At 70.5% G+C, this 23,117-nt stretch carries 25 protein-coding genes, 4 tRNA genes and 1 other RNA gene; 24 read left to right on the forward strand and 6 right to left on the reverse strand.

The genetic code is table 11. The features are described 5' to 3' along the window. Positions 1-171: 171 nt before the first annotated feature. On the forward strand, positions 172-966 hold the full coding sequence (locus ACFYXB_RS29955; protein ID WP_389587607.1) for an NUDIX domain-containing protein: 795 nt from the start codon (positions 172-174) through the stop codon (positions 964-966). On the opposite strand, the gene ACFYXB_RS29960 is transcribed toward ACFYXB_RS29955, so the two are convergent. Continuing rightward, complete coding sequence (locus ACFYXB_RS29960; RefSeq protein ID WP_389587702.1) at positions 950-1,993, reverse strand: XRE family transcriptional regulator; 1,044 nt, start codon at positions 1,991-1,993, stop codon at positions 950-952. The genes ACFYXB_RS29955 and ACFYXB_RS29960 overlap by 17 nt on opposite strands. A gap of 438 nt (positions 1,994-2,431) precedes the next feature. On the opposite strand from ACFYXB_RS29960, the gene ACFYXB_RS29965 reads away from it, so the two are divergent. From ACFYXB_RS29965 to ACFYXB_RS30030, 14 genes are all read left to right on the forward strand, one after another. Beyond that, complete coding sequence (locus ACFYXB_RS29965; RefSeq protein ID WP_389587609.1) at positions 2,432-2,785, forward strand: hypothetical protein; 354 nt, start codon at positions 2,432-2,434, stop codon at positions 2,783-2,785. A gap of 3 nt (positions 2,786-2,788) precedes the next feature. Continuing rightward, on the forward strand, positions 2,789-4,147 hold the full coding sequence (locus ACFYXB_RS29970; RefSeq protein ID WP_389587611.1) for an FtsK/SpoIIIE domain-containing protein: 1,359 nt from the start codon (positions 2,789-2,791) through the stop codon (positions 4,145-4,147). 83 nt (positions 4,148-4,230) lie between these two features. After that, positions 4,231-4,452, forward strand: a complete 222-nt coding sequence (locus ACFYXB_RS29975) for a hypothetical protein (protein WP_389587612.1) — start codon at positions 4,231-4,233, stop codon at positions 4,450-4,452. A gap of 2 nt (positions 4,453-4,454) precedes the next feature. Then, a complete protein-coding gene (locus ACFYXB_RS29980) occupies positions 4,455-4,649 on the forward strand; it encodes a hypothetical protein (protein WP_363290351.1) in 195 nt (64 codons plus the stop codon). Positions 4,650-4,727: 78 nt separating this feature from the next. Further along, the gene (locus ACFYXB_RS29985; RefSeq protein ID WP_389587614.1) at positions 4,728-5,387 is read left to right on the forward strand and encodes a DUF2637 domain-containing protein; all 660 of its coding nucleotides are present in this window, start codon (positions 4,728-4,730) and stop codon (positions 5,385-5,387) included. Between the two features lie 20 nt (positions 5,388-5,407). Beyond that, entirely contained in the window at positions 5,408-5,599 is a 192-nt protein-coding gene (locus ACFYXB_RS29990; protein ID WP_389587616.1) for a mobile element transfer protein, read from the forward strand. A 13-nt stretch (positions 5,600-5,612) separates the two neighbouring features. Further along, positions 5,613-5,768, forward strand: a complete 156-nt coding sequence (locus ACFYXB_RS29995; RefSeq protein WP_362951615.1) for a hypothetical protein — start codon at positions 5,613-5,615, stop codon at positions 5,766-5,768. Positions 5,769-5,792: 24 nt separating this feature from the next. Then, positions 5,793-6,110, forward strand: a complete 318-nt coding sequence (locus ACFYXB_RS30000; RefSeq protein WP_389587618.1) for a SpdD-like protein — start codon at positions 5,793-5,795, stop codon at positions 6,108-6,110. 89 nt (positions 6,111-6,199) lie between these two features. Next, a complete protein-coding gene (locus ACFYXB_RS30005; protein WP_389587620.1) occupies positions 6,200-6,403 on the forward strand; it encodes a hypothetical protein in 204 nt (67 codons plus the stop codon). Then, positions 6,400-6,642: a hypothetical protein gene (locus ACFYXB_RS30010; RefSeq protein WP_389587622.1), complete on the forward strand. Its 243-nt coding sequence runs from the start codon at positions 6,400-6,402 to the stop codon at positions 6,640-6,642. Before ACFYXB_RS30005 ends, ACFYXB_RS30010 begins: the two co-directional genes overlap by 4 nt. After that, positions 6,639-8,024 carry a replication initiator protein RepSA gene (gene repSA, locus ACFYXB_RS30015; RefSeq protein ID WP_389587624.1) on the forward strand — a complete coding sequence of 462 codons (1,386 nt, stop codon included), beginning with the start codon at positions 6,639-6,641 and terminating at the stop codon, positions 8,022-8,024. The genes ACFYXB_RS30010 and repSA overlap by 4 nt, the downstream gene beginning before the upstream one ends. Next, positions 8,017-8,265, forward strand: coding sequence for a hypothetical protein (locus ACFYXB_RS30020; protein ID WP_389587626.1), 249 nt, complete (start codon positions 8,017-8,019; stop codon positions 8,263-8,265). Before repSA ends, ACFYXB_RS30020 begins: the two co-directional genes overlap by 8 nt. Further along, complete coding sequence (locus ACFYXB_RS30025) at positions 8,262-8,501, forward strand: excisionase family DNA-binding protein (RefSeq protein WP_389587628.1); 240 nt, start codon at positions 8,262-8,264, stop codon at positions 8,499-8,501. The genes ACFYXB_RS30020 and ACFYXB_RS30025 overlap by 4 nt, the downstream gene beginning before the upstream one ends. Beyond that, positions 8,501-9,733, forward strand: coding sequence for a tyrosine-type recombinase/integrase (locus tag ACFYXB_RS30030; RefSeq protein ID WP_389587630.1), 1,233 nt, complete (start codon positions 8,501-8,503; stop codon positions 9,731-9,733). Before ACFYXB_RS30025 ends, ACFYXB_RS30030 begins: the two co-directional genes overlap by 1 nt. Positions 9,734-9,812: 79 nt before the next feature. Here the strand turns inward: ACFYXB_RS30030 and ACFYXB_RS30035 are convergent. Continuing rightward, positions 9,813-9,900: transfer RNA gene (locus ACFYXB_RS30035), tRNA-Ser, on the reverse strand. A 71-nt stretch (positions 9,901-9,971) separates the two neighbouring features. On the opposite strand from ACFYXB_RS30035, the gene ffs reads away from it, so the two are divergent. The 6 genes from ffs to ACFYXB_RS30065 all read left to right on the forward strand — a co-directional run bounded on the left by ffs (position 9,972) and on the right by ACFYXB_RS30065 (position 18,481). Further along, an RNA gene (gene ffs / locus ACFYXB_RS30040) (signal recognition particle sRNA small type) lies at positions 9,972-10,070 on the forward strand. 82 nt (positions 10,071-10,152) lie between these two features. Then, positions 10,153-12,423, forward strand: a complete 2,271-nt coding sequence (locus ACFYXB_RS30045) for a DNA polymerase III subunit gamma and tau (protein ID WP_389587632.1) — start codon at positions 10,153-10,155, stop codon at positions 12,421-12,423. 113 nt (positions 12,424-12,536) lie between these two features. Next, positions 12,537-13,790 (forward strand): phosphoribosylamine--glycine ligase, encoded by a 1,254-nt coding sequence (gene purD, locus ACFYXB_RS30050; protein ID WP_389587634.1) that lies wholly within the window; start codon positions 12,537-12,539, stop codon positions 13,788-13,790. A 274-nt stretch (positions 13,791-14,064) separates the two neighbouring features. Further along, positions 14,065-15,879, forward strand: a complete 1,815-nt coding sequence (locus ACFYXB_RS30055; RefSeq protein ID WP_389587704.1) for a hypothetical protein — start codon at positions 14,065-14,067, stop codon at positions 15,877-15,879. Positions 15,880-16,015: 136 nt separating this feature from the next. Beyond that, complete coding sequence (locus ACFYXB_RS30060; protein WP_389587636.1) at positions 16,016-17,512, forward strand: N,N-dimethylformamidase beta subunit family domain-containing protein; 1,497 nt, start codon at positions 16,016-16,018, stop codon at positions 17,510-17,512. 69 nt (positions 17,513-17,581) lie between these two features. Next, entirely contained in the window at positions 17,582-18,481 is a 900-nt protein-coding gene (locus ACFYXB_RS30065; RefSeq protein WP_389587638.1) for a phosphoribosylaminoimidazolesuccinocarboxamide synthase, read from the forward strand. A gap of 44 nt (positions 18,482-18,525) precedes the next feature. Here the strand turns inward: ACFYXB_RS30065 and ACFYXB_RS30070 are convergent. The 4 genes from ACFYXB_RS30070 to ACFYXB_RS30085 form a co-directional block, all read right to left on the reverse strand. Beyond that, positions 18,526-18,601, reverse strand: a tRNA-Gly gene (locus ACFYXB_RS30070). Between the two features lie 224 nt (positions 18,602-18,825). Further along, positions 18,826-18,898, reverse strand: a tRNA-Gly gene (locus ACFYXB_RS30075). 81 nt (positions 18,899-18,979) lie between these two features. Further along, positions 18,980-19,051: transfer RNA gene (locus tag ACFYXB_RS30080), tRNA-Gly, on the reverse strand. Positions 19,052-19,213: 162 nt separating this feature from the next. Beyond that, positions 19,214-19,531: an Lsr2 family protein gene (locus tag ACFYXB_RS30085; RefSeq protein WP_389587640.1), complete on the reverse strand. Its 318-nt coding sequence runs from the start codon at positions 19,529-19,531 to the stop codon at positions 19,214-19,216. A gap of 309 nt (positions 19,532-19,840) precedes the next feature. On the opposite strand from ACFYXB_RS30085, the gene purS reads away from it, so the two are divergent. Genes purS through purL form a run of 3 tightly spaced genes read left to right on the forward strand, consistent with a single transcriptional unit; the run spans position 19,841 to position 23,045 of the window. After that, positions 19,841-20,113, forward strand: coding sequence for a phosphoribosylformylglycinamidine synthase subunit PurS (purS, locus tag ACFYXB_RS30090; protein WP_351353781.1), 273 nt, complete (start codon positions 19,841-19,843; stop codon positions 20,111-20,113). Then, positions 20,110-20,790 carry a phosphoribosylformylglycinamidine synthase subunit PurQ gene (gene purQ, locus ACFYXB_RS30095; RefSeq protein ID WP_389587642.1) on the forward strand — a complete coding sequence of 227 codons (681 nt, stop codon included), beginning with the start codon at positions 20,110-20,112 and terminating at the stop codon, positions 20,788-20,790. Before purS ends, purQ begins: the two co-directional genes overlap by 4 nt. Continuing rightward, positions 20,787-23,045, forward strand: coding sequence for a phosphoribosylformylglycinamidine synthase subunit PurL (gene purL / locus ACFYXB_RS30100; protein WP_389587644.1), 2,259 nt, complete (start codon positions 20,787-20,789; stop codon positions 23,043-23,045). The genes purQ and purL overlap by 4 nt, the downstream gene beginning before the upstream one ends. The last annotated feature ends 72 nt before the right edge of the window (positions 23,046-23,117 follow it).

Consider the following 23,117-nt stretch of genomic DNA (forward strand, 5'->3'; position numbering starts at 1 on the left):
GCGGAGACAGGAGGCAGGCCGCGCCGCAGAGGCGGCGCGCGCCCGCGCCGTGCGCGGGCCTTGATGACGTAGGGAAACTCCCACCGCACGGCTGATCGTCTCTGTCTGCTGTCGGGCTCGAAGGCTACGCTTGGGGCGGCCGACATAACACGACGGGAGCGTGCTCAGGGGATGGGACCGAAGTCGGAGCGGGTGTACCGCACGATTCGCGAGTGGATCTCGACGGGCAAGTACCTGCCCGGGACCAAGCTCCCGTCTGAGCGGACTCTGTCCGAAGAGCTGAGCATCGGCCGTACGGCCCTCCGCCAAGTGCTTGCGAGGCTCGTGAGCGAACGCGTTGTCGAGGTGTACGGCCGCAGCTCCTACCGTGTGCCGGATCGTGCGGTGACCACTCAGACCCCGACGGACCTCGAACCGTGGCAGATCCACGGCGAGCGCACGCTGTACGACAACCGATGGGTGAAGTTGACCCTTGTCGATGTCGAGCCTCCGGGCGTCGAGCGGTTCGAACATCACGTAGTGCGGCTGCACCACGTCGCGATCGCGGCGGTTCTCGACGACCAAGACCGCGTGCTCATGCTTTGGCGCTACCGTTTCGTACCCGAGGCGTTCGGCTGGGAACTTCCTGGCGGCATCGTGGATGAGGGCGAAGATCCCGCCGAGGCCGCGCTACGCGAGGTTGAGGAAGAAACCGGGTGGCGGCCGGATTCCCTTGCGCACGTGGTCACCTATCAGCCCATGGTGGGCATGGTCGACTCGCCGCACGAGATCTTCGTAGGCCGCGGTGCCAAACACGTCGGTGACCCGACCGACATCGAAGAGTCCGGTCATGTCGCCTGGGTCCCGCTCGCCGACATCCCCGGGCTCATGGAGCGGGGCGAGCTGATGGGGTCGGGCACGCTCGTCGCGCTCCTTCATGTCCTCGCGTCGCATACGGCTGGGCCGTCGCCTACAACCGCCGGGTGAGCTGCTCGATGCGCCGCCGATGGCGTACTGACCCGGTCCGATTGGCCAGCAACCGCGCCTGACGCAGATGGTCGTGGGCCTGGTCGTATTCGCCACGGGCAAGGTGGGCTTGCGCGAGGTCACATCGCAGTCCGGCTGTTGCCCGGACGAACGTCGGGTCAGCGGTGTCCAGCGCAACGTATAGGTCGTCTACGGCGTCGTCGTCTCCGAGTAAGGCGAGGGCATTCCCACGCCATCGGGCTAGATGGCCCTCGTTCAGGAAGATGCTCAACATGTCGGGGTCCCGGGCCTCGTCGCCCGGTGGCAGCAAGCGCACGGCCTTGTCGAGTGCCCGCCGGCACTCTGCGGGCATCCCGGCCTTGGCGCAGATCTCCGCCTCAGCGGCGTACAACCACGCCTGGAGCCTTGGCGACATCATCTTGCCGCCGACACGTTGCGCGTCGCGCACGAGCTCAACCGCAATCAAAGGACGGCCAGCGTCGCAAAGCACGTACGCCTGCTCGGCCGTGGCATGCGCGAGGTACATCGGCTGATCGGCTTCCTTGGCTGCCCGCTTGCCCAACTCGTAGTGACGCCATGCGCGTTCGACGGCTCCGACGTCTAGAGCCTGCCAGGCTGCCAGCGTCGCCGCCCCGGCTAACGCGCGAGCGACGGGCCGTCGAGTCTCCGGAAGTACGGCGAAGGTCAGTGCGTCTTCCAGCGTGGTCAGGTGGCCGGTCATCTGATCGACAAGGCTCGTGGCTCCCATCTGCCGATCGACGGTCCGCAAGAGTTCCGTTTGATCCATGAACGTTTTGACCATGGTCAGGCTGACGCTCCGTGCTGCGTCGATCCGGGTAACGAGCTCGTCGTAGCCGTCGGTCTGGATCGGCTCGGCTGGAGCTATCTGCCTGCCGTACAACTCCTCATTGGTCACGCCGAGTAGGGCACGAAGGATCTTCGCGTACCGCTCGCTGATCGGCCTTTTGCCGTTCTCCCACTCCGAGACGTAGACACGCAGGCTCGCCGTCGACGCGATCGTGAGCATGTGCTGGCGCGCATACTGCTCGATCTCTCGGACCAGTCGTTCTTGCGACCACTCGCGCGCGTTGCGCACCGTTCGGAGTCCGCTAGTCACCCGCACCGCCCTGCATGAGATTGCTGATCCCTAACAGCAGCATGCCTCACATCGACGCAGGTCGTGAGGGGTTAACCCCGACCTTAACTGTGCTGTCGTGAACCTCTGTTGGCTACCGGGGAGTTGAGCTGTGCAGTTCCCTAGAAGTGTCGCAGGAAGGCGAGTTGAGGAAGCCGGACGGCGACACCACTTGACAACTGGTGCGCACCAGATGGAATCTACTGGTGCGCACCAGTTGGGAACGCAAGTGCCCGCAGGCGTCCGCCATCGGGCCCAACGTCAACTCAGGAGCGGCGACCCACCGCCAAGCAAGTACGCCGCTCCCGCCCTCTGAAGGGAATTTCCATCATGCGTCAGATCCCCGTCGACACCTCTGCCGCGACCGTGATGGTCGCCAAGACTCCGCAGCCCAAGGTCAAGGACCGCCGTACTGGCGAGATCGCGACCGATGCCGACACCGGCGCGCAGTTGATGACGGTCGACGTGATGTTCGCGGCGAACGACGAGGTCGAGATCCTGTCCATCACCGTTCCGGAGCCTGGCATCTCCGGCGAGCTGGCCATGGGCACGCCGGTCGCGCTCACCGGCCTGATCGCCCGGCCGTGGGAGAACGACTTCAACGGCCAGAAGCGGCACGGCATCGCGTTCCGCGCGGTCGCCGTCACCTCGCTCGCCGCCGCCTCGAAGCCCAAGGCGGCCTGAGCCATGACGTGGCTGACCGTCGCTCTGCTGCTGCTGGTCGTCGTCACCGTGGGTTTCCTGCGGTGGCGGCGCCCCGCCTGGTACTGGATGACGTTCGGTGTCACCCTCGCGACGCTGCGGGTTCTGGTCCGCTACGCCTCCGTCATGGACGCCTGCGGGCTGACCGTCCCGCCCTCCCGCTGGCGCCTGGCGCTGGCGCGGGCGGCCAACCGTCCGGCCCCTGGTCCTCGTGCCCCGCGCATCCTGCGGATACGGCCGACCCGGACCGGCCTGGTCCTGCGGCTGGGACTGCGGCCTGGACAGGACGCCTTCGACGTTGCCGCCTCGTGTGACCGGCTGCGGCACTCGTTCGCCCTGTACGGCGTCACCTCGCGCGAACTGCGCTCCGGCGTTGTCGAGTTGCGGATGACCGGCTACGACGTGCTCAAGCGCGTGCAGATGCCCGCCAAGACCGACGCCCGCCCCATGCGAGTCCCGGTCGCCCTCCGCGAAGACGGCTCGATCCACTACCGCGACTACCGGGCCGTCCCGCACGCCCTCACCCTCGGCGCCACCGAGTCCGGCAAGTCCGTCTACCAGCGCAACCTGGTGGCCGCGCTCGCCCCGCAGGACGTCGCCCTGGTCGGGATCGACTGCAAGCAGGGAGTTGAGCTGTTCCCGCTGGCACGCCGGTTCTCCGCGCTGGCCGACAACCCCGACACCGCCGCCGAACTCCTCGACGCCTTGGTGTCCCACATGGAGGGCGTCTACCAGGTCATCCGCGCCGAACAGCGGATCACCGCTGACGTGCCGGATGCGGAGATCGCCGCCGACATCTGGAACCTGCCCGAACACTTGCGGCCGGTACCCATCGTGGTCCTGGTCGACGAGGTCGCCGAACTCGCCCTGTACGCCACCAAGGAGCAGGAGAAGCGCCGGGACCGGATCATCACCGCCCTCGCCCGCCTCGCCCAGCTCGGCCGCGCCGCCGGCATCTACCTGGAAATCTGCGGACAGCGCTTCGGATCCGAACTCGGCAAGGGCATCACCATGCTCCGCGCCCAGCTCACCGGCCGCACCGCCCACCGCGTCAACGACGAATCCAGCGCCAACATGGCCTTCGGCGACATCGCCCCGGACGCCGTCCTCGCCGCGATCCAGATCCCCACCGACATGCCCGGCGTCGCCATCACCGGTGACTCCACCGGCGGCTGGGCCCGCATCCGCGCCCCGCACACCTCGCTGCGCCACGCCGTGAACACCTGCAACCGGCACGCCGACCTGACCCCGGACCTGCCCGCCCTGGCCCCGTTCCGGCCCGCGCTCGGCGTCTCCCAGCCGGTCGACGCCCCGGCCGTCGAGTCCATCCCGGCCACCGCCTGATCACTCCCGTCCCACGGTCGGCGCGACCGCCTACGCGCCACGTCCCTACCCGAGCCATGCCTCAAGCAAGGAGTCCACCCGCCATGTGCCCCGACTGCGAAGACTTCGCCCGCACCGTGGTCATGCTCGGCCAACTCGCCCTCTACGCCGACACCTTCGGTGCCGATCAGGACTTCATCGACACCGTGGGCCCGTGCCTGGCGGCATCGCTGCCGGAGCCGCCGCCCGGCACCACCCCGCCCGGCACCACCCCGCCCGGCCACGACCCCAACGAGGGCCCCGAGTACCCCGGCCAGGGGTGGTGACCATGTCCACCGCGAAACGGCCCACCGCCCGCCGCAAGACCCCGAGGCCCGTGCCCGCGAAGTGCCCGGACTGCGACGGCAACGGCGAGATCACCGAAGCCGTCCGGGTCGGCGCCCGCAAAGGCCGTGTCACCGACGACCGTCAATCCGGTCTGTGCCTCACCTGCTGGGGCATCGGCGAAGCCCCCACCGACTGAACGCCCGCCAGGGGCTGGGCGGCCGGACACCGATTCCCCGCCCCGCCTCTGGCTCAACTCCCGGAAGGAGGATCTGCGATGCGTCCCGCGCTGCGCCCGGATGCCGTGCTCGTACAGGCCGTGATCGCCGGTGCCCTGTCCTTCGCCCACCTTCATGACCTCGCCGCCGCGGCCGGACAGTCCGGCTGGAAGGCCTGGGCCTATCCCGTCTCGGTTGACCTGCTCCTGGTCGCCGCCTGGCGGCGCCTCCGCAGTGATGGCCCGTCCCGGCTGGCCTGGTGCTGGTTCCTCGTCGCCCTGGTCGCCTCCCTCGGCGCCAACGTCGCCACCGCCGGATTCCTCGACCTCGCCAATCCGCCCGCCCTGCTCCGCCTCGGCGTCGCCGGATGGCCCGCCCTCGCCTTCCTCGGCGGCACCCTCCTCGCCCACGCCTCCTCACCCGACCGCGCCGGGGACCGGATGCCGGTTCCGCCAGCACCCGCAGCCCCGGCACCCACACCCACACCCGAATCTGAGCCCGAACCGGCCCCCGCCCTGGAACCGGACACGGCCCCGGCCCTGCCCGCCGCCGACCCGGCTCCGGCGGTCACGGTCCCGGCCGCCCTGGTCGACCACGCCCGCAAGGTCGCCGCCGACCACGAAGCCCGCACCGGCAACCCGATCGACACCGACACCCTGCGCGCCCGCCTCGGCGTCCCGCCCCACCTCGCCGACGCGATCGCCGCCCAACTCGCCTGAGACGACAAGGAGATCCGCTCATGCCCGCCCGCGACTTCTTCCACTCCGTGCTGAGCATCGGCCCGGTCCAGATCGGCACCCACCGCGACCGCCACGGCCAGACCAAGCACGCCGCCGTGTGCAGCGCCGACGGCTGTGGCTGGTCCGCCGACTACACCAGCCAGTCCGCCGCCCAGCTCGCCGCCCGCACCCACCGCTGCCAGGTCCGCTAGGAGGCACCCCGCCATGGACGTCCCGCTCTGGCTCGCCCTGCTCGTCGTCGGCTACCTCGGCGTCAAGCTCATCCGCCCGCCCGCCTGGCTCATCGCCGTGCTCCTGCTCGGCGGCTTCCTCCTCGCCGACAGCGTCCTTGCCCCCGCCATCAACACCTTCGTCAAGTAGCCCGACCCAGAAGGGATGTCACCGATGCTCCGCCCGAAGATCCCCACCATGCCCACCCCGACCGGCCACGTCACCCCGCCCGCCGTCGTCGAGCCGACCGCGGTCATCCCGGCGGCCCAGACCCCGCCCCCCGCCCCCGCGGCTCCGGCGCCGTCCCGGCCTGTGGTCCAGCTCACGCCCGGTACCGCGCTCGCCCTCGTCGGCGGCGGCACCGCCGTCGTCCTGGTCGTCGGCGCGGTCCTGGTCTCCATGCTGCTCGCGGTCGCCATCACCGCCGCCTCGGTCGCCGTGTGCGCCGTGGTCCTGCGCTCGCTGCTGGCCTCCGAGAGCAAGCGTCGTTGACCGGCCCCCGGGCGGCCCTGAAACCACCAAGTCTCCGCCGCCCGGGCGCCGTCCCTGTCCGAACCAACGATCCGGAAGGAACCTCCATCATGACCGGCCCCACCCCGGCCACTAGCACAACGGCGCGGATCTGCCCGAACTGCGACGGTTTCGCCGCCGTCAAGGTCACCCTCGGCGGACGCGATGCCCGAGGTCACCTACGCACCATCACCACCCACTGCCCGGCCTGCCGCGGCACCGGCACCGCGCCCGTGCGTCGGCTGCCCGCCACGGTATGGGAGGTGGCCGCGTGAAGAGTCTCACCACCTCGGCCCACGTCGAGCCGGACACCACCACCCGCGTCGACGTCTTCGACCACACCGGCCGTGGCGGGTGCTTCGTCAGCCTCCGCATCGGCGGTGACCTCGTCGACATCGCACTCATCGCCCGCCCCGGCACCGCCGAAGCCATGCGCACCCTGGCCCGCGCTGCCGACGACGCCGCCCGTGTCCTCGACCAGATGGCAGCCGACACGACGGAGGGCGCCGCATGACCGACACCGCGACCTTCGCGGACCTGGACCCGATCACCCTCGGCGACGCGCTGCGGGTGGCCGGGCTCCCCGGCTTCGACCGCTGGCAAGACCAGATCAAGCGCACCGGCGGCTGCGCCGACCCGATCCACCTGACCGGCTGGGTCCTGCACAAGGACAAGACGACCGGCGAGCTGCTGCACCACTACAGCACCGAGCACGAGCCGGGCGGACGCCTCCGCGTCGCCTGCGGCAACCGCCGCGCCTCCCGCTGCCCGGCCTGCGCCTGGACCTACGCGGGCGACACCTACCACCTGATGCGCGCCGGACTCGCCGGAGACGAAGACAAGGACATCCCGGCCACCGTCCGCGATCACCCGAGGGTCTTCGCCACCCTCACCGCGCCCTCGTTCGGCCCGGTCCACAACCGGCCCGACCGCGGCACCTGCCGCTGCGGCACCCGCCACGCCGACGATGACCCCGCCCTCGGCACCGCACTCGATCCCGCGACGTACGACTATGCGGGCGCCGTGCTCTTCAACAACCACGCCGGAGAGCTCTGGGTGCGCTTCGTCAACCGGCTCCGCCGCGAGATCGCCGCCCGCGCCGGACTGACACAACGCGAACTCGCCGACGCCTGCCGCGTCTCCTACGGCAAGGTCGCCGAGTTCCAAAAGCGCGGCGCCGTCCACTTCCATGCCGTGATCCGCCTCGACGGACCGGACGGCCCCGACTCCCCGCCACCCTCATGGGCCAGCACCGATCTGCTCACCGACGCCATCCGCGCCGCTGCCGCGCACTCCTACACCAGCGTCAGCATCCCGGCCGCCGGGGACCAACCGGCGCGCACCTTCCGCTGGGGCACGCAGCTGGACGTCCGGCCGGTCAAGGCCTTCGGCGACGGATCCGACCTCACCGAACAGGCCGTCGCCTCCTACGTAGCCAAGTACGCCACCAAGGCCGCCGAGAACACCGGCACCCTCGACCGCCGGATCGGCGAACTAGCCGAACTCGACCGCCACAACGTCCCCGACCACGCCCGCCGCCTGATCACCGCATGCCGCGACCTCGACGCCCTCTACCCGGACCGGCGGCTGTGGACCTGGGCGCACATGCTCGGCTTCCGCGGCCACTTCTCCTCCAAGTCCCGCCGCTACTCGACCACCCTCGGCAGCCTCCGCCAAGCCCGCGCGGACTACCGCGCCGCCCAGGAACGCGCCGCCCTCGGCCTCGACGACCGCGAGCCGGATACCGTCCTCGTCCTGGCCGACTGGCAGTACGCCGGACACGGCCACACCCCCGGCGAGTCCGCCCTGGCCGCCACCATCGCCCGCGACCTCCAGCTCAACCGCGAAACCGCCCGTGAGGAACTGGCCACCCTGGAAGGAGTCGATCATGCGTGAACGCTTCCCGATGGTGCTGGGCTCGGATTGCCCGGTCTGCCGCGAATTGCCTTGTGTCGACTGTGCCGCCTGCTGGGCCGCCTTCATGGCCAACGAGTGGACGGCCTGCCTGGAGTGCGGCGGCTCAGGCCGTCACTCGACTGAGCCGCGCTTCACGTGCCCCGTCTGCGGTGGCTCCGCGATCGTGCCGGCTCGCGAGGTCTTGATCTTGCTCGGCCTCGATTCCAAGGAGGAGGAGTGACCATAACCGCAGCCACACTCGCTCCGACCACCGCTGACCCGACGCTCGTTCTCCTCACTGTCGAGGAAGCTGCCCGTCGACTGGGCATCGGCCGGACTACATGCTTCGGCCTCATCGCCTCGGGTGAACTGGAGTCGGTCAAGGTCGGCAGTCTGCGGCGCATACCCGCAGATGCCCTCGCCGCATACGTCGCTCGCCTGCGTGATGCCACTGTCTCCTCGATGAGGGACGCGTGATGGCGAAGCGGAGTCGTGAGCCGAACGGGGCGGCCTCGATTTACAAGGGCGCCGATGGCCGGTGGCACGGCCGTGTGACCATCGGCATCCGCCCGGACGGCAAACCGGACCGACGGCATGTCGGCCGTAAGACCAAGGCTGAGGTCGTCAAAGCCGTTCGGGAGATCGAGCGCAAGCGCGACGCGGGAAACCTCAGCAAGCCGGGCGAGAAGTGGACGCTCGGCAGCTGGCTGGAGCACTGGGTGCACGAGATCGCAAAGAAGTACGTCTCCGAGAACACGTACGCGGGTTACGAGGTGGACGTACGCGTGCACCTGGTCCCGGGTATCGGGGCTCACCGGCTCGACCGCCTGGAGCCGGAGCACCTGGAGGCGTTCTACGCCAAGATGCAGCGCGAGGGCAGCAAGGCCGGGACGGCGCATCATGCTCACCGCACCGTGCGCGTGGCTCTTGCAGAGGCCAGACGGCGTGGGCACGTCTCCCGGAACGTCGCCGAGATCGCACGTGCTCCTCGGCTCGAAGAGGACGAGGTGGACCCGTACTCCATCGAGGAGGTGCAGAGCCTGCTCCTGGAGGCAGCCAAGCTCCGCAACAGCGCGCGGTGGGTCGTGGCCCTCGCGCTCGGCCTCCGCCAGGGGGAAGCACTCGGGCTCCAGTGGGAGGACGTGGACCTGGATGCCGGGTACCTACGCATCCGGCGGAACCGGCTCCGGCCCAGGTACCGGCACGGCTGCGGCGGCGAGCCGTGCGGCAGGAAACCCGGCTACTGCCCCAAGCGCGAGCAGATCCGGCGCGAGCACAAGGGCACCAAATCCCGCTCCGGCCGCCGAACGATCGGCCTTCCTGACCCGCTGATCAAGCTGCTCCGCGAGCACCAGGAGGAGCAGGAACGGAAGCGCGCGGAGGCCGGAGCCGATTGGGAGAACAAGGGCTACGTCTTCGCCTCGCCCACTGGCGGGCCGTTGAGCCCAAACACCGACTACCACGTGTGGAAACGGCTGCTTCGGGACGCGGGCGTGCGGGACGGCCGCCTTCATGACGCTCGTCACACGGCGGCCACCGTCCTCCTCCTGCTTGGTGTCCCGGATGTGATCGTGGACGCGATCATGGGCTGGGAGCCGGGCGGCGCCGCGCGGATGCGGGCTCGCTATATGCATGTGACCGGGCCCATGCTCCGCAAGGTGGCGGACCAGGTCGGCGAGAAGCTGTGGGGCTCCTCCGGGGCCAAATGAGACCAAAAATGAGACCACACACGTCGAAGGGCCCCACCACGAATGGTGGGGCCCTTCGACATCGTGCCCGGTGAGGCACTGGCGGAGGATACGAGATTCGAACTCGTGAGGGGTTGCCCCCAACACGCTTTCCAAGCGTGCGCCCTAGGCCTCTAGGCGAATCCTCCGCCGGAAACATTACATGACCGAGAGGAGTGCTCGCGAACTCGTTCCTCCCGCCGACATCAGGTACCCTTTGCGGAGCCCCTCACGTGGCGCTATCTGACTGAACTCCCCCAGGGCCGGAAGGCAGCAAGGGTAGGTTGGCTCTGGCGGGTGCGTGGGGGGCGCTTGCGTTCTCGGGGCGGGCCGCGGCGGGTCCCGTGGTGGGACTGCGGCGGCGGAGCCTGTTGTCAGTGGGCGCCTATAACCTCGTATGCGTGTCGTCTCTCGCGCTGTACCGCCGCTATCGCCCGGAGACCTTCGCGGAGGTCATCGGGCAGGAGCATGTCACCGACCCGCTGCAGCAGGCGCTGCGGAACAATCGGGTCAATCACGCGTACCTGTTCAGCGGTCCGCGCGGATGCGGCAAGACGACCAGCGCGCGCATCCTGGCGCGCTGCCTGAACTGCGAGCAGGGCCCCACACCGACGCCCTGCGGGGAGTGCCAGTCGTGCCAGGACCTGGCCAGGAACGGCCCGGGTTCGATCGACGTCATCGAGATCGACGCCGCCTCGCATGGTGGCGTGGACGACGCCCGTGAGCTGCGCGAGAAGGCCTTCTTCGGGCCCGCGGGCAGCCGCTACAAGATCTACATCATCGACGAGGCCCACATGGTCACGTCGGCCGGCTTCAACGCCCTGCTGAAGGTCGTCGAGGAACCGCCCGAGCATCTCAAGTTCATCTTCGCCACCACCGAGCCCGAGAAGGTCATCGGCACCATCCGCTCGCGGACCCACCACTACCCGTTCCGCCTTGTGCCGCCCGGCACCCTCCGGGACTACCTCGCCGAGGTGTGCGGGAAGGAGAACATCCCGGTCGAGGACGGCGTGCTGCCGCTCGTCGTGCGCGCCGGTGCCGGGTCCGTGCGTGACTCCATGTCCGTGATGGACCAGCTGCTCGCCGGTGCGGCCGCCGACGGTGTGACGTATGCCATGGCCACCTCCCTGCTCGGGTACACGGACGGTTCGTTGCTCGACTCCGTCGTCGAGTCCTTCGCCACCGGTGACGGGGCCGCCGCCTTCGAGGTCGTGGACCGCGTGATCGAGGGGGGCAACGATCCCCGGCGGTTCGTCGCCGACCTCCTGGAGCGGCTGCGGGACCTCGTGATCCTCGCCGCCGTGCCCGACGCCGTCGAGAAGGGGCTCATCGACGCCCCGGTCGACGTCATCGAGCGCATGCAGGCCCAGGCCGGCATCTTCGGCGCCGCCGAGCTCAGCCGCGCCGCCGACCTCGTCAACGAGGGCCTCACCGAGATGCGCGGCGCCACCTCGCCCCGCCTCCAGCTCGAACTCATCTGCGCCCGCGTGCTGCTGCCCGCGGCCTACGGCGACGAACGCGCCGTGATGGCCCGCCTCGACCGCCTCGAGCGCGGCGTCAATTTCTCCGGCGCAGCGAGCGCGCCCGCGATGGGGTACGTCCCCGGTCCCGACGCACACGCCGCCCAGATGCCGCCCGGCGGAGGCGTCGCGGCGGCGCGGGCGGCCGTACGCGGTCCGGGGGCCGGTGGAGCACCGGGTCCCGCCACGGCTCCGGCTGCTACCGGTCCGGCTGTCGCCAGTCCGGCGGCTTCGGGTCCTGCTGTTACGGCCCCTGCCCCCGCAGCTGCTCCAGGCGTGCCCGGCGGTGCGCAAGGCGCTCCGGCCGGCCCCGCCGTTCCGTCCGCCCCGGCGGCTCCCCAGACTCCGGCCCCCGCAGCCGGTACGGCCCCGGGCGCCTGGCCCACCGCCACCCCCGCCGGCGGTGGCCGTCGGCCCGGCGGCTGGCCCACCGCCACTCCCGCAGGCGGCGGACAGCCCTCCCAGCCACAGCCACAGCAGGCACCCGCCGCGCACGCCTCCACACCCCCGGCACCAGCAGCACCGCCCGCCGCCATGGCCCCCGGCGGCCTCGACCCCCGCATGCTGTGGCCGAACATCCTGGAGGCGGTCAAGAACCGCCGCCGCTTCACCTGGATCCTGCTCAGCCAGAACGCCCAGGTCGCCGGTTTCGACGGCACCACGCTCCAGCTCGGCTTCGTGAACGCCGGCGCCCGCGACAACTTCGCGAGCAGCGGCAGCGAGGACGTGCTGCGCCAGGCGCTGGCCGAGCAGTTCAACGTGCAGTGGAAGATCGAGGCGATCGTCGACCCGTCCGGCGGCTCGGCCCCCGCACCCTCGGGCGGCGGCTCCTCGACGTACGCGAGCGGCGGCTACGGCGGAGGCGGCAGCGCCCCCACCGGCAACACCTACACCGCCCCCGCGCCCGTACAACGCCCCGCCGCCCCTCAGCCCACCGCACCCGCACCCACCGCACCGCCCGTGCCTCCGACGGCAGCCGCCCCGGCCCCGGCATCCCAGCCCGCGGCCGCTCCGGAGCCGCCACCGGTCGCCCCCGAGGACGACATCCCCGAGGACGACGACCCCGACCTCGACGAATCGGCCCTCTCCGGCCACGAGCTCATCGTCAAGGAACTGGGCGCGACGGTGATGGAGGAGTTCACGAACGAGTAGGGCCGGTGCAGCGAGTGGTGCCGGGTGTTCGGAGGAATCCACAACAACCCGAGCCCCCACGTCTCGGAAGCCCGCACAAACCGCCCGCCCCCGCTCCGGCTAGGCTGACCCCCGTGAAGGTCCTCGTCATCGGCAGCGGCGCCCGCGAACACGCCCTGTGCCGCTCCCTGTCCCTCGACTCCGACGCCACCGCGCTGCACTGCGCCCCCGGCAACGCCGGGATCGCTGAGGTCGCCGAGCTGCACCAGGTCGACGCCCTGGACGGCACCGCCGTAGCCGCACTGGCCACGGAACTCGGCGCCGACCTGGTCGTCGTCGGCCCGGAGGCACCGCTGGTCGCCGGGGTCGCCGACGCCGTGCGCGAGGCGGGCATCCCGGTGTTCGGCCCCTCCGCTCGGGCCGCGCGGCTCGAAGGGTCCAAGGCCTTCGCCAAGGACGTGATGGCGGCAGCCGGCGTGCCCACCGCCCGGTCGTACGTCTGCACCACCGCCGACGAGGTCGCCGAGGCCCTGGACGCCTTCGGCGCGCCTTACGTCGTCAAGGACGACGGCCTCGCCGCGGGCAAGGGTGTCGTGGTCACGCACGATCTCGACGCCGCCAAGGCGCACGCGGCCGGCTGCGAGCGCGTCGTCATCGAGGAGTTCCTCGACGGCCCCGAGGTGTCCCTGTTCGCGATCACCGACGGCGAGACGGTCGTCCCGCTCCAGCCCGCGCAGGACTTCAAGCGCGCCCTGGACGGCGACGAGGGCCCCAACACCGGCGGCATGGGCGCGTACTCCCCGTTGCCCTGGGCCGACCCGAAGCTGGTCGACGAGGTCCTGCAGACCGTGCTGCAGCCCACGGTCGACGAGATGCGCCGCCGGGGCACCCCCTTCTCCGGCCTTCTCTACGCCGGTCTGGCGATCACGAGCCGCGGCGTCCGCGTCATCGAGTTCAACGCCCGCTTCGGCGACCCCGAGACCCAGGTGGTCCTGGCCCGCCTCAAGACCCCGCTGGGCGGCCTCCTGCTCGCCGCGGCGAACGGCACCCTCGACGACCTGCCTCCCCTGCGCTGGAGCGACGACGCCGCGGTCACCGTGGTCATCGCCTCGCACAACTACCCCGGCACCCCGCGCACCGGCGACCCGATCACCGGTCTCGACGAGGTGGCCGCCGAGGACGCCCCGCACGCGTACGTCCTGCACGCCGGGACCAAGCGGGCCGGCGACGCGGTCGTCAGCGCCGGTGGCCGTGTCCTCTCGGTCACGGCGACCGGCAAGGATCTGACCCAGGCCCGCGAACGCGCGTACGAAGCCGTCGCCCGTATCGGTCTCGCCGGCTCCCAGCACCGTACGGACATCGCAGCGAAGGCGGCCGCCGGCGCCTGACCGACCGCTGCTCTCACCTGCTCCTGGGCCCCGGAGAAATCCGGGGCCTGATCTTTGCCGTACGTCATCCACCTCTGACCAAAGCCATTCCATCGAGTGAGCGGAGCACCCTTCCGGCTGACGGCGGCCGGGGCCCCAACTAGGGTGCGGCGCAAGCGTTCCGGCACTTGGCCCACCGGCATTGCGATGTCACTGGCGGGTGCCACAGTGGGGGAGTGAGCAAGTCCAGGACAGCGCCAGGAGAGCGAGGGGGTGAGCTCCGGTCGTGACCGGGATGGGTGTGGAGGCGGGTGCGCATGCCGCGCGTGTACGGGCCCTCGCCGTGCTGCGGGTGCGGGGCCGCGCGCTGGCCGTCGCGCTGCTGCCCGCCGCCGCCGCGGTGATCCTGCTGACCGGCAGCTCCACCGGGCACTTCGTCGGCGGCGCCTGGGACGTCGCCCGTGGAGTCGTCAGCGCGCTCGCCGTGCTGGTGCTGCTCGCCGCCGCGGCCATCGCCCTGGTCGTCGCCCGTTCCCGCCCCGCCATGAGCCCGACGGTCCCGATCGCCGAGGCGTCCGCCCCGGACCTGTACCGGATGGTGCGCGACCTCGCCGACCGCCTCGACGTCCCGGCACCCTCCGCGATAGCGCTCACCCCGGACTGCGACAGCTGGCTGGAGGACCGCACCCACCCCGCGCACGGCCCGCCGGCGCCGGAGGACCGCGACGAGCTGGCAGGCCCCGGACGGCGCCCCCACGGTCGCACACCGGCCGCGCCCGTCCTCGTCATCGGCTCCCCGTTCCTGTGGTGGATGCGCGTCGGTGAGCTCCGGGCGGTCCTCGCCCCGGTCGTCGCCGGTACGGGACCCTCGGCGCACCCGGACATAGCGGCGGCCCGCCGTTTCGTACGGGGCCTGGACGCGGCGGTGGCCGTGACGTCGGCGCCCGGACGCGACCCGGTCTCCCGCACCGTGCTCGCGGGGGTGGGCTGGGTGGCCCGGCTGCTGCTGCGCGGCTGCCGGGGACACGCGACCGAGATGGAGCGGGGCGTGGCAGCCGCGGCGGCCGAGCGTGCACAGGCTGTGGACTACGGCGTGCGGATCGTCGCCCAGGAACAGGTCGGACTGGCGTACGCGGGCTGGGACCGGCTGCTGACCCGGGTCGCGCTGCCCGCCTGGCGGATGGGCCGCTGGCCGTCCCGGCTGGACGCCGGGGTCGTCGCCGCGCTCACCGAGCTGTCCCGGCGTGACCGGCTGGCCGAGGGCTTCGCCTCCCGGCTGGGCGAACGCCCCGCCTGCGACCTGCTCGAAGAGCCCGGCACGGTGGACGAGGCCGCGTCGCTGCTCGCCGCCCGCCTCTTCCACGGAGGCCCCGCCGAGCCCGGCCGGGACTGGGCGCCGGTGAACTGGCAGGAGTACCCGGAGGAGGTCGTCGACCGCAAGTGGCGCACCGACGCGGCCCGCCTCCACCGCGTCCTGGACTCCCTCGGCGTCCACCCCGCGGCCGGCACCACCGCCCGGGACCCCGGTGGCCCCACCCTGGCCCGCGTCCTCGACCACCTGTCGTCCCCACCGGACGAGACGGCTCCCCGAACGTGCGACACGACGCCCGACGGCACTCCCGACGTGCCCGACGTGCCGTACGACGCCCGGCCCGCCGAGACAGCCACCGAACCTCTCACCGACGACCCCGCCCCCGAGCGCAGCGCCACCCTCGCCGCCGGCCTGAGCGCGGAACTCGCCCGCGAAGAGGCCTCGGCCACTGCCGTGCAACCGACCGGCTCCCCCGCCCCCGCCCACGGTCAGGGTCCCGACACCTCCCACTGGGACGACGGCGCGCTGCCCCTGTTTCCGCTCCAGCCCCCACGCACCGCCCGCGAACTCCTCGCCGACCACGTCACGGCGATGGTCTGCTGCGCCGCCATGGACACGGCCGGAGCCACCCCCGGCCTCGACTGGCTCGACGGTCCGTCCCTCCTGGTCAACGGCGAGCGGGCCGCCGACCTGACCTCACGGGTGGTCAGCCTGACCGAGGACGGGGACCCGGACCCGCTGCGCGCCTGGCTGGTCGCGGCGGGCATACGGCCGGAGAAACCGGTAAGACTCGTGTGACCGAAGACCGGAGTCCGCCATTCCGCTTTCAGTCAATTCACAACGAGTAGTGACCGTACGCGTGCGTAATGTGATGTGCTGGGACCGATCGAGCACAGAGCAAGGGCTTACGGGGGAACGAGGGAGGGGAGCGACCATGACCTCGGACCAGATTCGCCGCTGGGAGTCGGGAGCGCTCGCGCACGCCGTCACGGACCCCTTCGGCCTGGGTCCCGTCCCCTGGCTGCGCGGCAGCGAGACGTACTTCGACGACACCGGCCACGTCGTCCCCTGGTACGTGGACGCGAGCCGGCCACAGCTCACCCGCGACACCCCCCGCGTCCCCGCACCCCGCGTCTCCGGCGGCGGCCCCCGCTCGGCCGACGACGTCCACCGCCAGATCAAGGGCTTCATCTCGACCGGCGCGGTCGCGCCCGGCGAGGCCGTCGACTTCCACATCACCGTCGACCCGCCCCAGCAGTTCGGCATCGACATCTACCGGATCGGCCACTACGGCGGTGACGGCGCCGCCAAGATCAGCACCAGCCCCCGCCTCTCCGGCATCGTCCAGCCCCCGCCGCTGGCCGCCGACCGCACGGTCTCCTGCCACCACTGGTGGCTGTCCTGGCGGCTGCAGGTCCCGTCGTACTGGAGCATCGGCGCGTACGTCGCCGTGCTGACCACCGCCGACGGCTACCGCTCCCACATTCCGTTCACGGTCCGCGACAACCACCCCGCCGACCTGCTCCTGCTGCTGCCCGACGTCACATGGCAGGCCTACAACCTCTACCCCGAGGACGGCCGCACCGGCGCCAGCCTCTACCACGCCTGGGACGAGAAGGGCCGGCTGCTGGGTGAGGCCGACGCCGCGACCACGGTCTCCTTCGACCGCCCGTACGCGGGCGCGGGCCTTCCGCTCCACGTCGGCCACGCCTACGACTTCATCCGCTGGGCCGAGCGCTACGGCTACGACGTCGCCTACGCCGACGCCCGCGACCTGCACGCAGGACGCATCGACCCCACCCGGTACCGCGGCCTGGTCTTCCCCGGCCACGACGAGTACTGGTCCACGCAGATGCGCCGCACCACCGAACTGGCCCGCGAGAACGGCACCTCGCTGGTCTTCCTCTCCGCCAACACCATGTACTGGCAGGTCGAGTTGGGCCCCGCCCCGTCCGGTGTCCCCGACCGCCTGCTGACCTGCCGCAAACGCAAGGGCCCCGGCCGCCCTGTCCTCTGGCGCGAGATCGACCGCCCCGAGCAGCAACTGGTCGGCATCCAGTACGCCGGCCGCGTCCCCGAGCCGTCCCCGCTGGTCGTGCGCAACGCGGGCCACTGGCTGTGGGAGGCGACCGGCGCGGAGGAGGGCGACGAGATCGAGGGCCTGGTGGCGGGCGAGGCGGACCGTTATTTCCCGCGCACCGCGCTCCCCGACCACGAGGAGCGCATCCTGCTCGCCCACTCCCCCTACACCGACAACGACGGCGTGCTGCGCCACCAGGAGACGTCCCTCTACCGCGCCCCCTCCGGCGCCCTGGTCTTCGCGTCCGGAACGTTCGCCTGGTCCCCGGCCCTGGACCGCCCGGGCCACGTGGACTCCCGCATCCAGCGAGCGACCGCCAACCTGCTGGATCGAATCTGCAAACGCGGCTGACCCGCTGTCGTTGCCCCCTGTCCGATACAGGAGAATCGACGTACTTAGACAGAACCACGGGGAGGAACCGTGTCCGGATTCGTTGAAAAGCCCGAGCCGATTCAGGTTCCGGGTCTGGTGCATCTGCACACCGGCAAGGTGCGCGACCTGTACCAGAACGAGGCGGGCGACCTCGTGATGGTCGCCAGCGACCGCATGTCCGCCTACGACTGGGTGCTGCCCACCGAGATCCCCGACAAGGGCCGCGTCCTCACCCAGCTGTCCCTGTGGTGGTTCGACCAGCTTGCCGACCTGGTGCCCAACCACGTCCTGAGCGCCGAACTCCCGGCCGGCGCCCCCGCCGACTGGGCGGGCCGCACCCTGATCTGCGAGTCCCTGAAGATGGTCCCCGTCGAGTGCGTGGCCCGCGGCTATCTCACCGGCTCGGGCCTCGTCGAGTACGACGAATCGCGCACGGTCTGCGGCCTCGCCCTCCCCGAGGGCCTCGTCGACGGCTCCGAACTGCCCGCCCCGATCTTCACCCCGGCCACCAAGGCCGAGGTCGGCGGGCACGACGAGAACGTGTCGTACCAGGAGGTCGCCCGCCAGGTCGGCGCGGACACCGCCGCCCAGCTGCGCCAGACGACCCTCGCCGTCTACCACCGCGCCCGCGACATCGCCCGCGACCGCGGGATCATCCTCGCGGACACCAAGTTCGAGTTCGGTTTCGAAGGAGAGACCCTCGTCCTCGCCGACGAGGTGCTCACCCCGGACTCCTCCCGCTTCTGGCCGGCCGACCAGTGGCAGCCGGGCCGCGCGCAGCCGTCGTACGACAAGCAGTTCGTCCGCGACTGGCTGACCTCCGCGGAGTCGGGCTGGGACCGCAGGAGCGAGCAGCCCCCGCCGCCGCTGCCGCAGCAGGTCGTGGACGCGACGCGGTCGAAGTATGTGGAGGCGTACGAGCGCCTGACGGGCACGCGCTGGTCGTAGAACACGAGAAAGGCCCCGGTCGAAACGACCGGGGCCTTTCTGTCTGGAGCGGACGACGAGGCTCGAACTCGCGACCTCAACCTTGGCAAGGTTGCGCTCTACCAACTGAGCTACGTCCGCAGTGCGCCGTGGCGCGACGCCAACTATACCCAACCTCGCTCGCGCGCGAGACACACCGCCGTATGCCGGTTCTCGGCACGAACCCACGCCCACCGGCCGCGAGCGCCCGCTTCAGCTGTCCGGTGACGATGCTCACAGCGGCCTGCGACGCCGGGCATGACACACGTCAGCGAAGCGTGGGCAACGAAAAGACCCCGGTCCAGTGGACCGGGGTCTTTTTCCCGAGCGGACGACGAGGCTCGAACTCGCGACCTCAACCTTGGCAAGGTTGCGCTCTACCAACTGAGCTACGTCCGCATTGCCCCCGACCGGCTCCCACCGATCGGTGCGAGCACCAGCCTACCTGATCCACAAGAGTGGTCCGGACGGCGGTGCCAGAGCGGGTGACAGGAATTGCACACTGCGCCTTCCCCCTGGAAGGGGGATGTTCTACTACTGAACTACACCCGCATGTACTCCGTGGGTCCCGGCCTTTCGGCCTCGCCCCTCGGCGTGCTCCAGACATTAGCTGATCAGCAGGGGGGTAGCGCAAGTCGATTGCTCCCGGCGCCCAAGTCGGCTGCCCCCGGGGTCCGCTGACGGACCCTGAGGACACCGGTCACGCGGGTGCCGTCACTGCGCCGCGCTGAACGCCTCGTAGACCTTCTTGGGGATCCGGCCTCGCGCGGGCACGTCCATCTTGTGCGCCTGGGCCCAGGCGCGGACCGCCGCTGGGTCGGGAGCGACCTCCGTCTGGCGGTACGCCTTGCCCGACCTCGACCGCTTGCGGCCGGCCGTCACGTACGGCTCGAGGGCCCTACGCAGTTTCTTGGCATTGGCTTGATTCAGGTCGATCTCGTACGACTTGCCGTCGAGCCCGAAGGCGATCGTTTCCGCCGCTTGCGAGCCGTCGATGTCGTCAAAGAGAGTGACCACGACCTTCTGCGCCACGAATATCGGTCCCTTCGTACGGCACTTCATACAGCTCATCTGCGATGACGTGCCGAGTATCGGCTATTGCCAATTCATTTGTACAGTGCCCGGCAATGCAATGTGAAGCCCGACTAAATCCTTCCGCGTGTCCGACCGTAATAGGCATCGGGAGCCGACCGAGGATCTTTCCCGGAAATTTTCACGAACGCACCCCTCTGACGCCGGATCGTGACGGCGGTCACGTAGGTTCCTACAAATCTACCCGCGTAGAAATTTTGTGCGGGTAGTCTGAAGGCACCTGCTCAGCACCACACACCGGGAGTGCCAGTGGCACGCGTCGTAGTCGACGTCATGCTCAAGCCGGAGATCCTCGACCCCCAGGGCCAGGCGGTCCAGCGTGCGCTGCCACGCCTGGGTTTCGAAGGCATCTCTGATGTACGTCAGGGAAAGCGTTTCGAACTGGAAGTTGACGGGCCGGTCGACGAGGCCGCGCTCGCCCGCATCCACGATCTTGCGGAATCCTTCCTCGCCAACACCGTGATCGAGGACTTCACCGTCAAGGTCGAAGACACCGCGGAAGTCGCGGGAGCGGCCAAGTGACCGCTCGTATTGGCGTCGTCACTTTCCCGGGGAGTCTCGACGACCGGGACACCCAGCGCGCGATCCGCCTCGCGGGTGCCGAACCGGTCGCCCTCTGGCACAAGGACAAGAACCTCCACCAGGTCGACGCCGTGGTGCTGCCCGGCGGTTTCTCCTACGGCGACTATCTGCGCGCCGGAGCCATCTCCCGCTTCTCGCCGGTGATGGAGACCGTCATCGAGCAGGCGAAGTCCGGCCTCCCGGTTCTCGGTATCTGCAATGGCTTCCAGGTCCTCACCGAGGCCCACCTGCTCCCGGGCGGGATGCTCGGCAACGACCATCTGCACTTCATCTGCCGCGACCAGAAGCTGCGGGTGGAGAACGCGGACACCTCCTGGACCAGCGACTACACGGCCGGCCAGGAGATCCACATTCCGCTGAAGAACATGGACGGGCGGTATGTCGCCGACTCGTACACGCTCGACAAGCTGGAGGCCGAGGGGCGGGTCGCCTTCCGCTACGTCGACTTCAACCCGAACGGTTCGCTGCGCGACATCGCCGGCATCACCAATGAGGCCGGCAACGTCGTGGGCCTCATGCCGCACCCGGAGCACGCCGTCGAGCCGCTGATCGGTACGGGTCGTACCGACGGCCTGCCGTTCTTCACCTCGATCCTCAAGAAGCTGGTCAACGCATGAGCCGGACGCCTCTGGACACGGTCGAGCACGCGGCCGCGACCCCCGACGTCGAGCTGCCCTGGGCCGAACTCGGTCTGAAGAAGGACGAGTACGAGCGGGTCGTCGAGATCCTCGGCCGCCGGCCCACCGGTGCCGAGCTCGCCATGTACTCCGTCATGTGGTCCGAGCACTGCTCGTACAAGAGCAGCAAGGTCCACCTCCGCCAGTTCGGCGAGAAGGCCCCCGAGTCCGACGCCCTGCTCGTCGGCATCGGTGAGAACGCGGGCGTGGTCGACGTCGGTCAGGGCTACGCCGTGACCTTCAAGGTCGAGTCGCACAACCACCCGTCGTACGTCGAGCCCTACCAGGGCGCGGCCACCGGCGTCGGCGGCATCGTGCGCGACATCATCGCGATGGGTGCCAGGCCGGTGGCCGTGGTCGACCCGCTGCGCTTCGGTGCGGCCGATCACCCCGACACCAAGCGCGTGCTGCCCGGCGTCGTCGCCGGCATCGGCGGCTACGGCAACTGCCTGGGCCTGCCCAACATCGGCGGCGAGGTCGTCTTCGACGCCTGCTACCAGGGCAACCCGCTGGTCAACGCCGGTGCCATCGGTGTGATGCGGCACGAGGACATCCACCTCGCGAAGGCGTCCGGCGCGGGCAACCAGGTCATCCTGTACGGCGCCCGGACCGGCGGCGACGGCATCGGCGGCGCCTCGATCCTGGCCTCCGAGACCTTCGACGACGCCAAGCCGAGCAAGCGCCCGGCGGTCCAGGTCGGCGACCCCTTCCAGGAGAAGCTCCTCATCGAGTGCACCCTGGAGGCCTTCAAGGAGAAGCTCGTCGTCGGCATCCAGGACCTCGGCGCGGCCGGTCTGTCCTGCGCCACGTCCGAGCTGGCCTCCAACGGCTCCGGCGGTATGCGCGTCACCCTCGACGACGTACCCCTGCGCGACTCGACCCTCTCGCCCGAGGAAATCCTCATGAGCGAGTCGCAGGAACGCATGTGCGCGGTCGTCGAGCCCGGCAAGGTCGCGCGCTTCCTGGAGATCTGCGAGAAGTGGGACGTCATCGCCACCGTCATCGGCGAGGTGACCGACGGCGACCGCCTCGAGATCTACTGGCACGGCGGCAAGATCGTCGACGTCGACCCACGCACGGTCGCGCACGACGGCCCGGTCTACGAGCGGCCGTACGCCCGCCCGTCCTGGCAGGACGAGCTCCAGGCGGACGATGCCAACAAGCTTCCGCGGCCCGCCACTTCGGCGGAGCAGAAGGACCAGGTCCTGAAGCTGGTGTCCTCCCCCAACCAGGCCTCCAAGAAGTGGATCACCTCGCAGTACGACCACTTCGTGCAGGGCAACACCGTCCTCGCCCAGCCCGAGGACTCCGGCATGATCCGCGTCGACGAGGAGAGCGGCCTCGGTGTCGCCATCGCGACGGACGGCAACGGCCGGTACGCCAAGCTCGACCCGTACGCGGGCGCGCAGCTGGCCCTCGCCGAGGCCTACCGCAACGTGGCCACGACCGGCGCCAAGCCGCTGGCCGTCTCCGACTGCCTGAACTTCGGCTCGCCCGAGGACCCGGCGGTGATGTGGCAGTTCGCGGAGGCCGTGCGCGGACTGGCCGACGGCTGCCTGCAGTTGGGCACGCCGGTCACCGGCGGCAACGTGTCGCTCTACAACCAGACCGGCGAGGCGGCCATCCATCCGACCCCGGTCGTCGCGGTCCTCGGCGTCATCGACGACGTGGCCCGGCGCACGCCGGTCGCCTTCCAGGAGGACGGCCAGCTGCTGTACCTCCTCGGCGACACGCACGAGGAGTTCGGCGGCTCGGCCTGGTCGCAGGTCGTCCACGACCACCTCGGCGGCCTGCCCCCGAAGGTCGACCTGGAGCGTGAGCGGCTGCTGGGCGAGATCCTGATCTCGGCGTCCCGCGACGGCATGATCGACTCCGCGCACGACCTGTCCGACGGCGGTCTGATCCAGGCGGTCGTCGAGTCGGCCCTGCTCGGCGGCAAGGGCGCGCGGCTGGTCGTACCGGACGGGCTCGACGCGTTCACCTTCCTCTTCTCCGAGTCGGCGGGCCGCGCGGTCGTCGCCGTGCCGCGCTCCGAGGAGCTCCGCTTCAACGACATGTGCGGTGCCCGTGGCCTGCCGGCCACCCGCATCGGTGTCGTCGACGGGGACGCGGTGGAGATCCAGGGCGAGTTCGCGCTCTCCCTGACGGAGCTGCGCGAGGCGCACGAGGGCACGATCCCGGCGCTGCTGGCGTAGAGGTGCTTCGGCGGCACGCAGGTAGAGGTCCCGTCCTGTAGAGGGCGGGGCCTCTTCTTGTCGACAGCAGGA

This window comes from Streptomyces sp. NPDC002619, from assembly GCF_042889305.1.
In the GTDB taxonomy this organism is placed as follows: Bacteria; Actinomycetota; Actinomycetes; order Streptomycetales; family Streptomycetaceae; genus Streptomyces.

Bases quoted from the DNA above. Each gene is read 5' to 3' on its own strand.
- ACFYXB_RS29955 (WP_389587607.1), top strand. From the start codon at position 172: ATGGGACCGAAGTCGGAGCGGGTGTACCGCACGATTCGCGAGTGGATC.
- ACFYXB_RS29960 (WP_389587702.1), bottom strand. From the start codon at position 1,993: ATGCTCACGATCGCGTCGACGGCGAGCCTGCGTGTCTACGTCTCGGAG.
- ACFYXB_RS29965 (WP_389587609.1), top strand. From the start codon at position 2,432: ATGCGTCAGATCCCCGTCGACACCTCTGCCGCGACCGTGATGGTCGCC.
- ACFYXB_RS29970 (WP_389587611.1), top strand. From the start codon at position 2,789: ATGACGTGGCTGACCGTCGCTCTGCTGCTGCTGGTCGTCGTCACCGTG.
- ACFYXB_RS29975 (WP_389587612.1), top strand. From the start codon at position 4,231: ATGTGCCCCGACTGCGAAGACTTCGCCCGCACCGTGGTCATGCTCGGC.
- ACFYXB_RS29980 (WP_363290351.1), top strand. From the start codon at position 4,455: ATGTCCACCGCGAAACGGCCCACCGCCCGCCGCAAGACCCCGAGGCCC.
- ACFYXB_RS29985 (WP_389587614.1), top strand. From the start codon at position 4,728: ATGCGTCCCGCGCTGCGCCCGGATGCCGTGCTCGTACAGGCCGTGATC.
- ACFYXB_RS29990 (WP_389587616.1), top strand. From the start codon at position 5,408: ATGCCCGCCCGCGACTTCTTCCACTCCGTGCTGAGCATCGGCCCGGTC.
- ACFYXB_RS29995 (WP_362951615.1), top strand. From the start codon at position 5,613: ATGGACGTCCCGCTCTGGCTCGCCCTGCTCGTCGTCGGCTACCTCGGC.
- ACFYXB_RS30000 (WP_389587618.1), top strand. From the start codon at position 5,793: ATGCTCCGCCCGAAGATCCCCACCATGCCCACCCCGACCGGCCACGTC.
- ACFYXB_RS30005 (WP_389587620.1), top strand. From the start codon at position 6,200: ATGACCGGCCCCACCCCGGCCACTAGCACAACGGCGCGGATCTGCCCG.
- repSA (WP_389587624.1), top strand. From the start codon at position 6,639: ATGACCGACACCGCGACCTTCGCGGACCTGGACCCGATCACCCTCGGC.
- ACFYXB_RS30020 (WP_389587626.1), top strand. From the start codon at position 8,017: ATGCGTGAACGCTTCCCGATGGTGCTGGGCTCGGATTGCCCGGTCTGC.
- ACFYXB_RS30030 (WP_389587630.1), top strand. From the start codon at position 8,501: ATGGCGAAGCGGAGTCGTGAGCCGAACGGGGCGGCCTCGATTTACAAG.
- ACFYXB_RS30055 (WP_389587704.1), top strand. From the start codon at position 14,065: ATGGGTGTGGAGGCGGGTGCGCATGCCGCGCGTGTACGGGCCCTCGCC.
- ACFYXB_RS30060 (WP_389587636.1), top strand. From the start codon at position 16,016: ATGACCTCGGACCAGATTCGCCGCTGGGAGTCGGGAGCGCTCGCGCAC.
- purL (WP_389587644.1), top strand. From the start codon at position 20,787: ATGAGCCGGACGCCTCTGGACACGGTCGAGCACGCGGCCGCGACCCCC.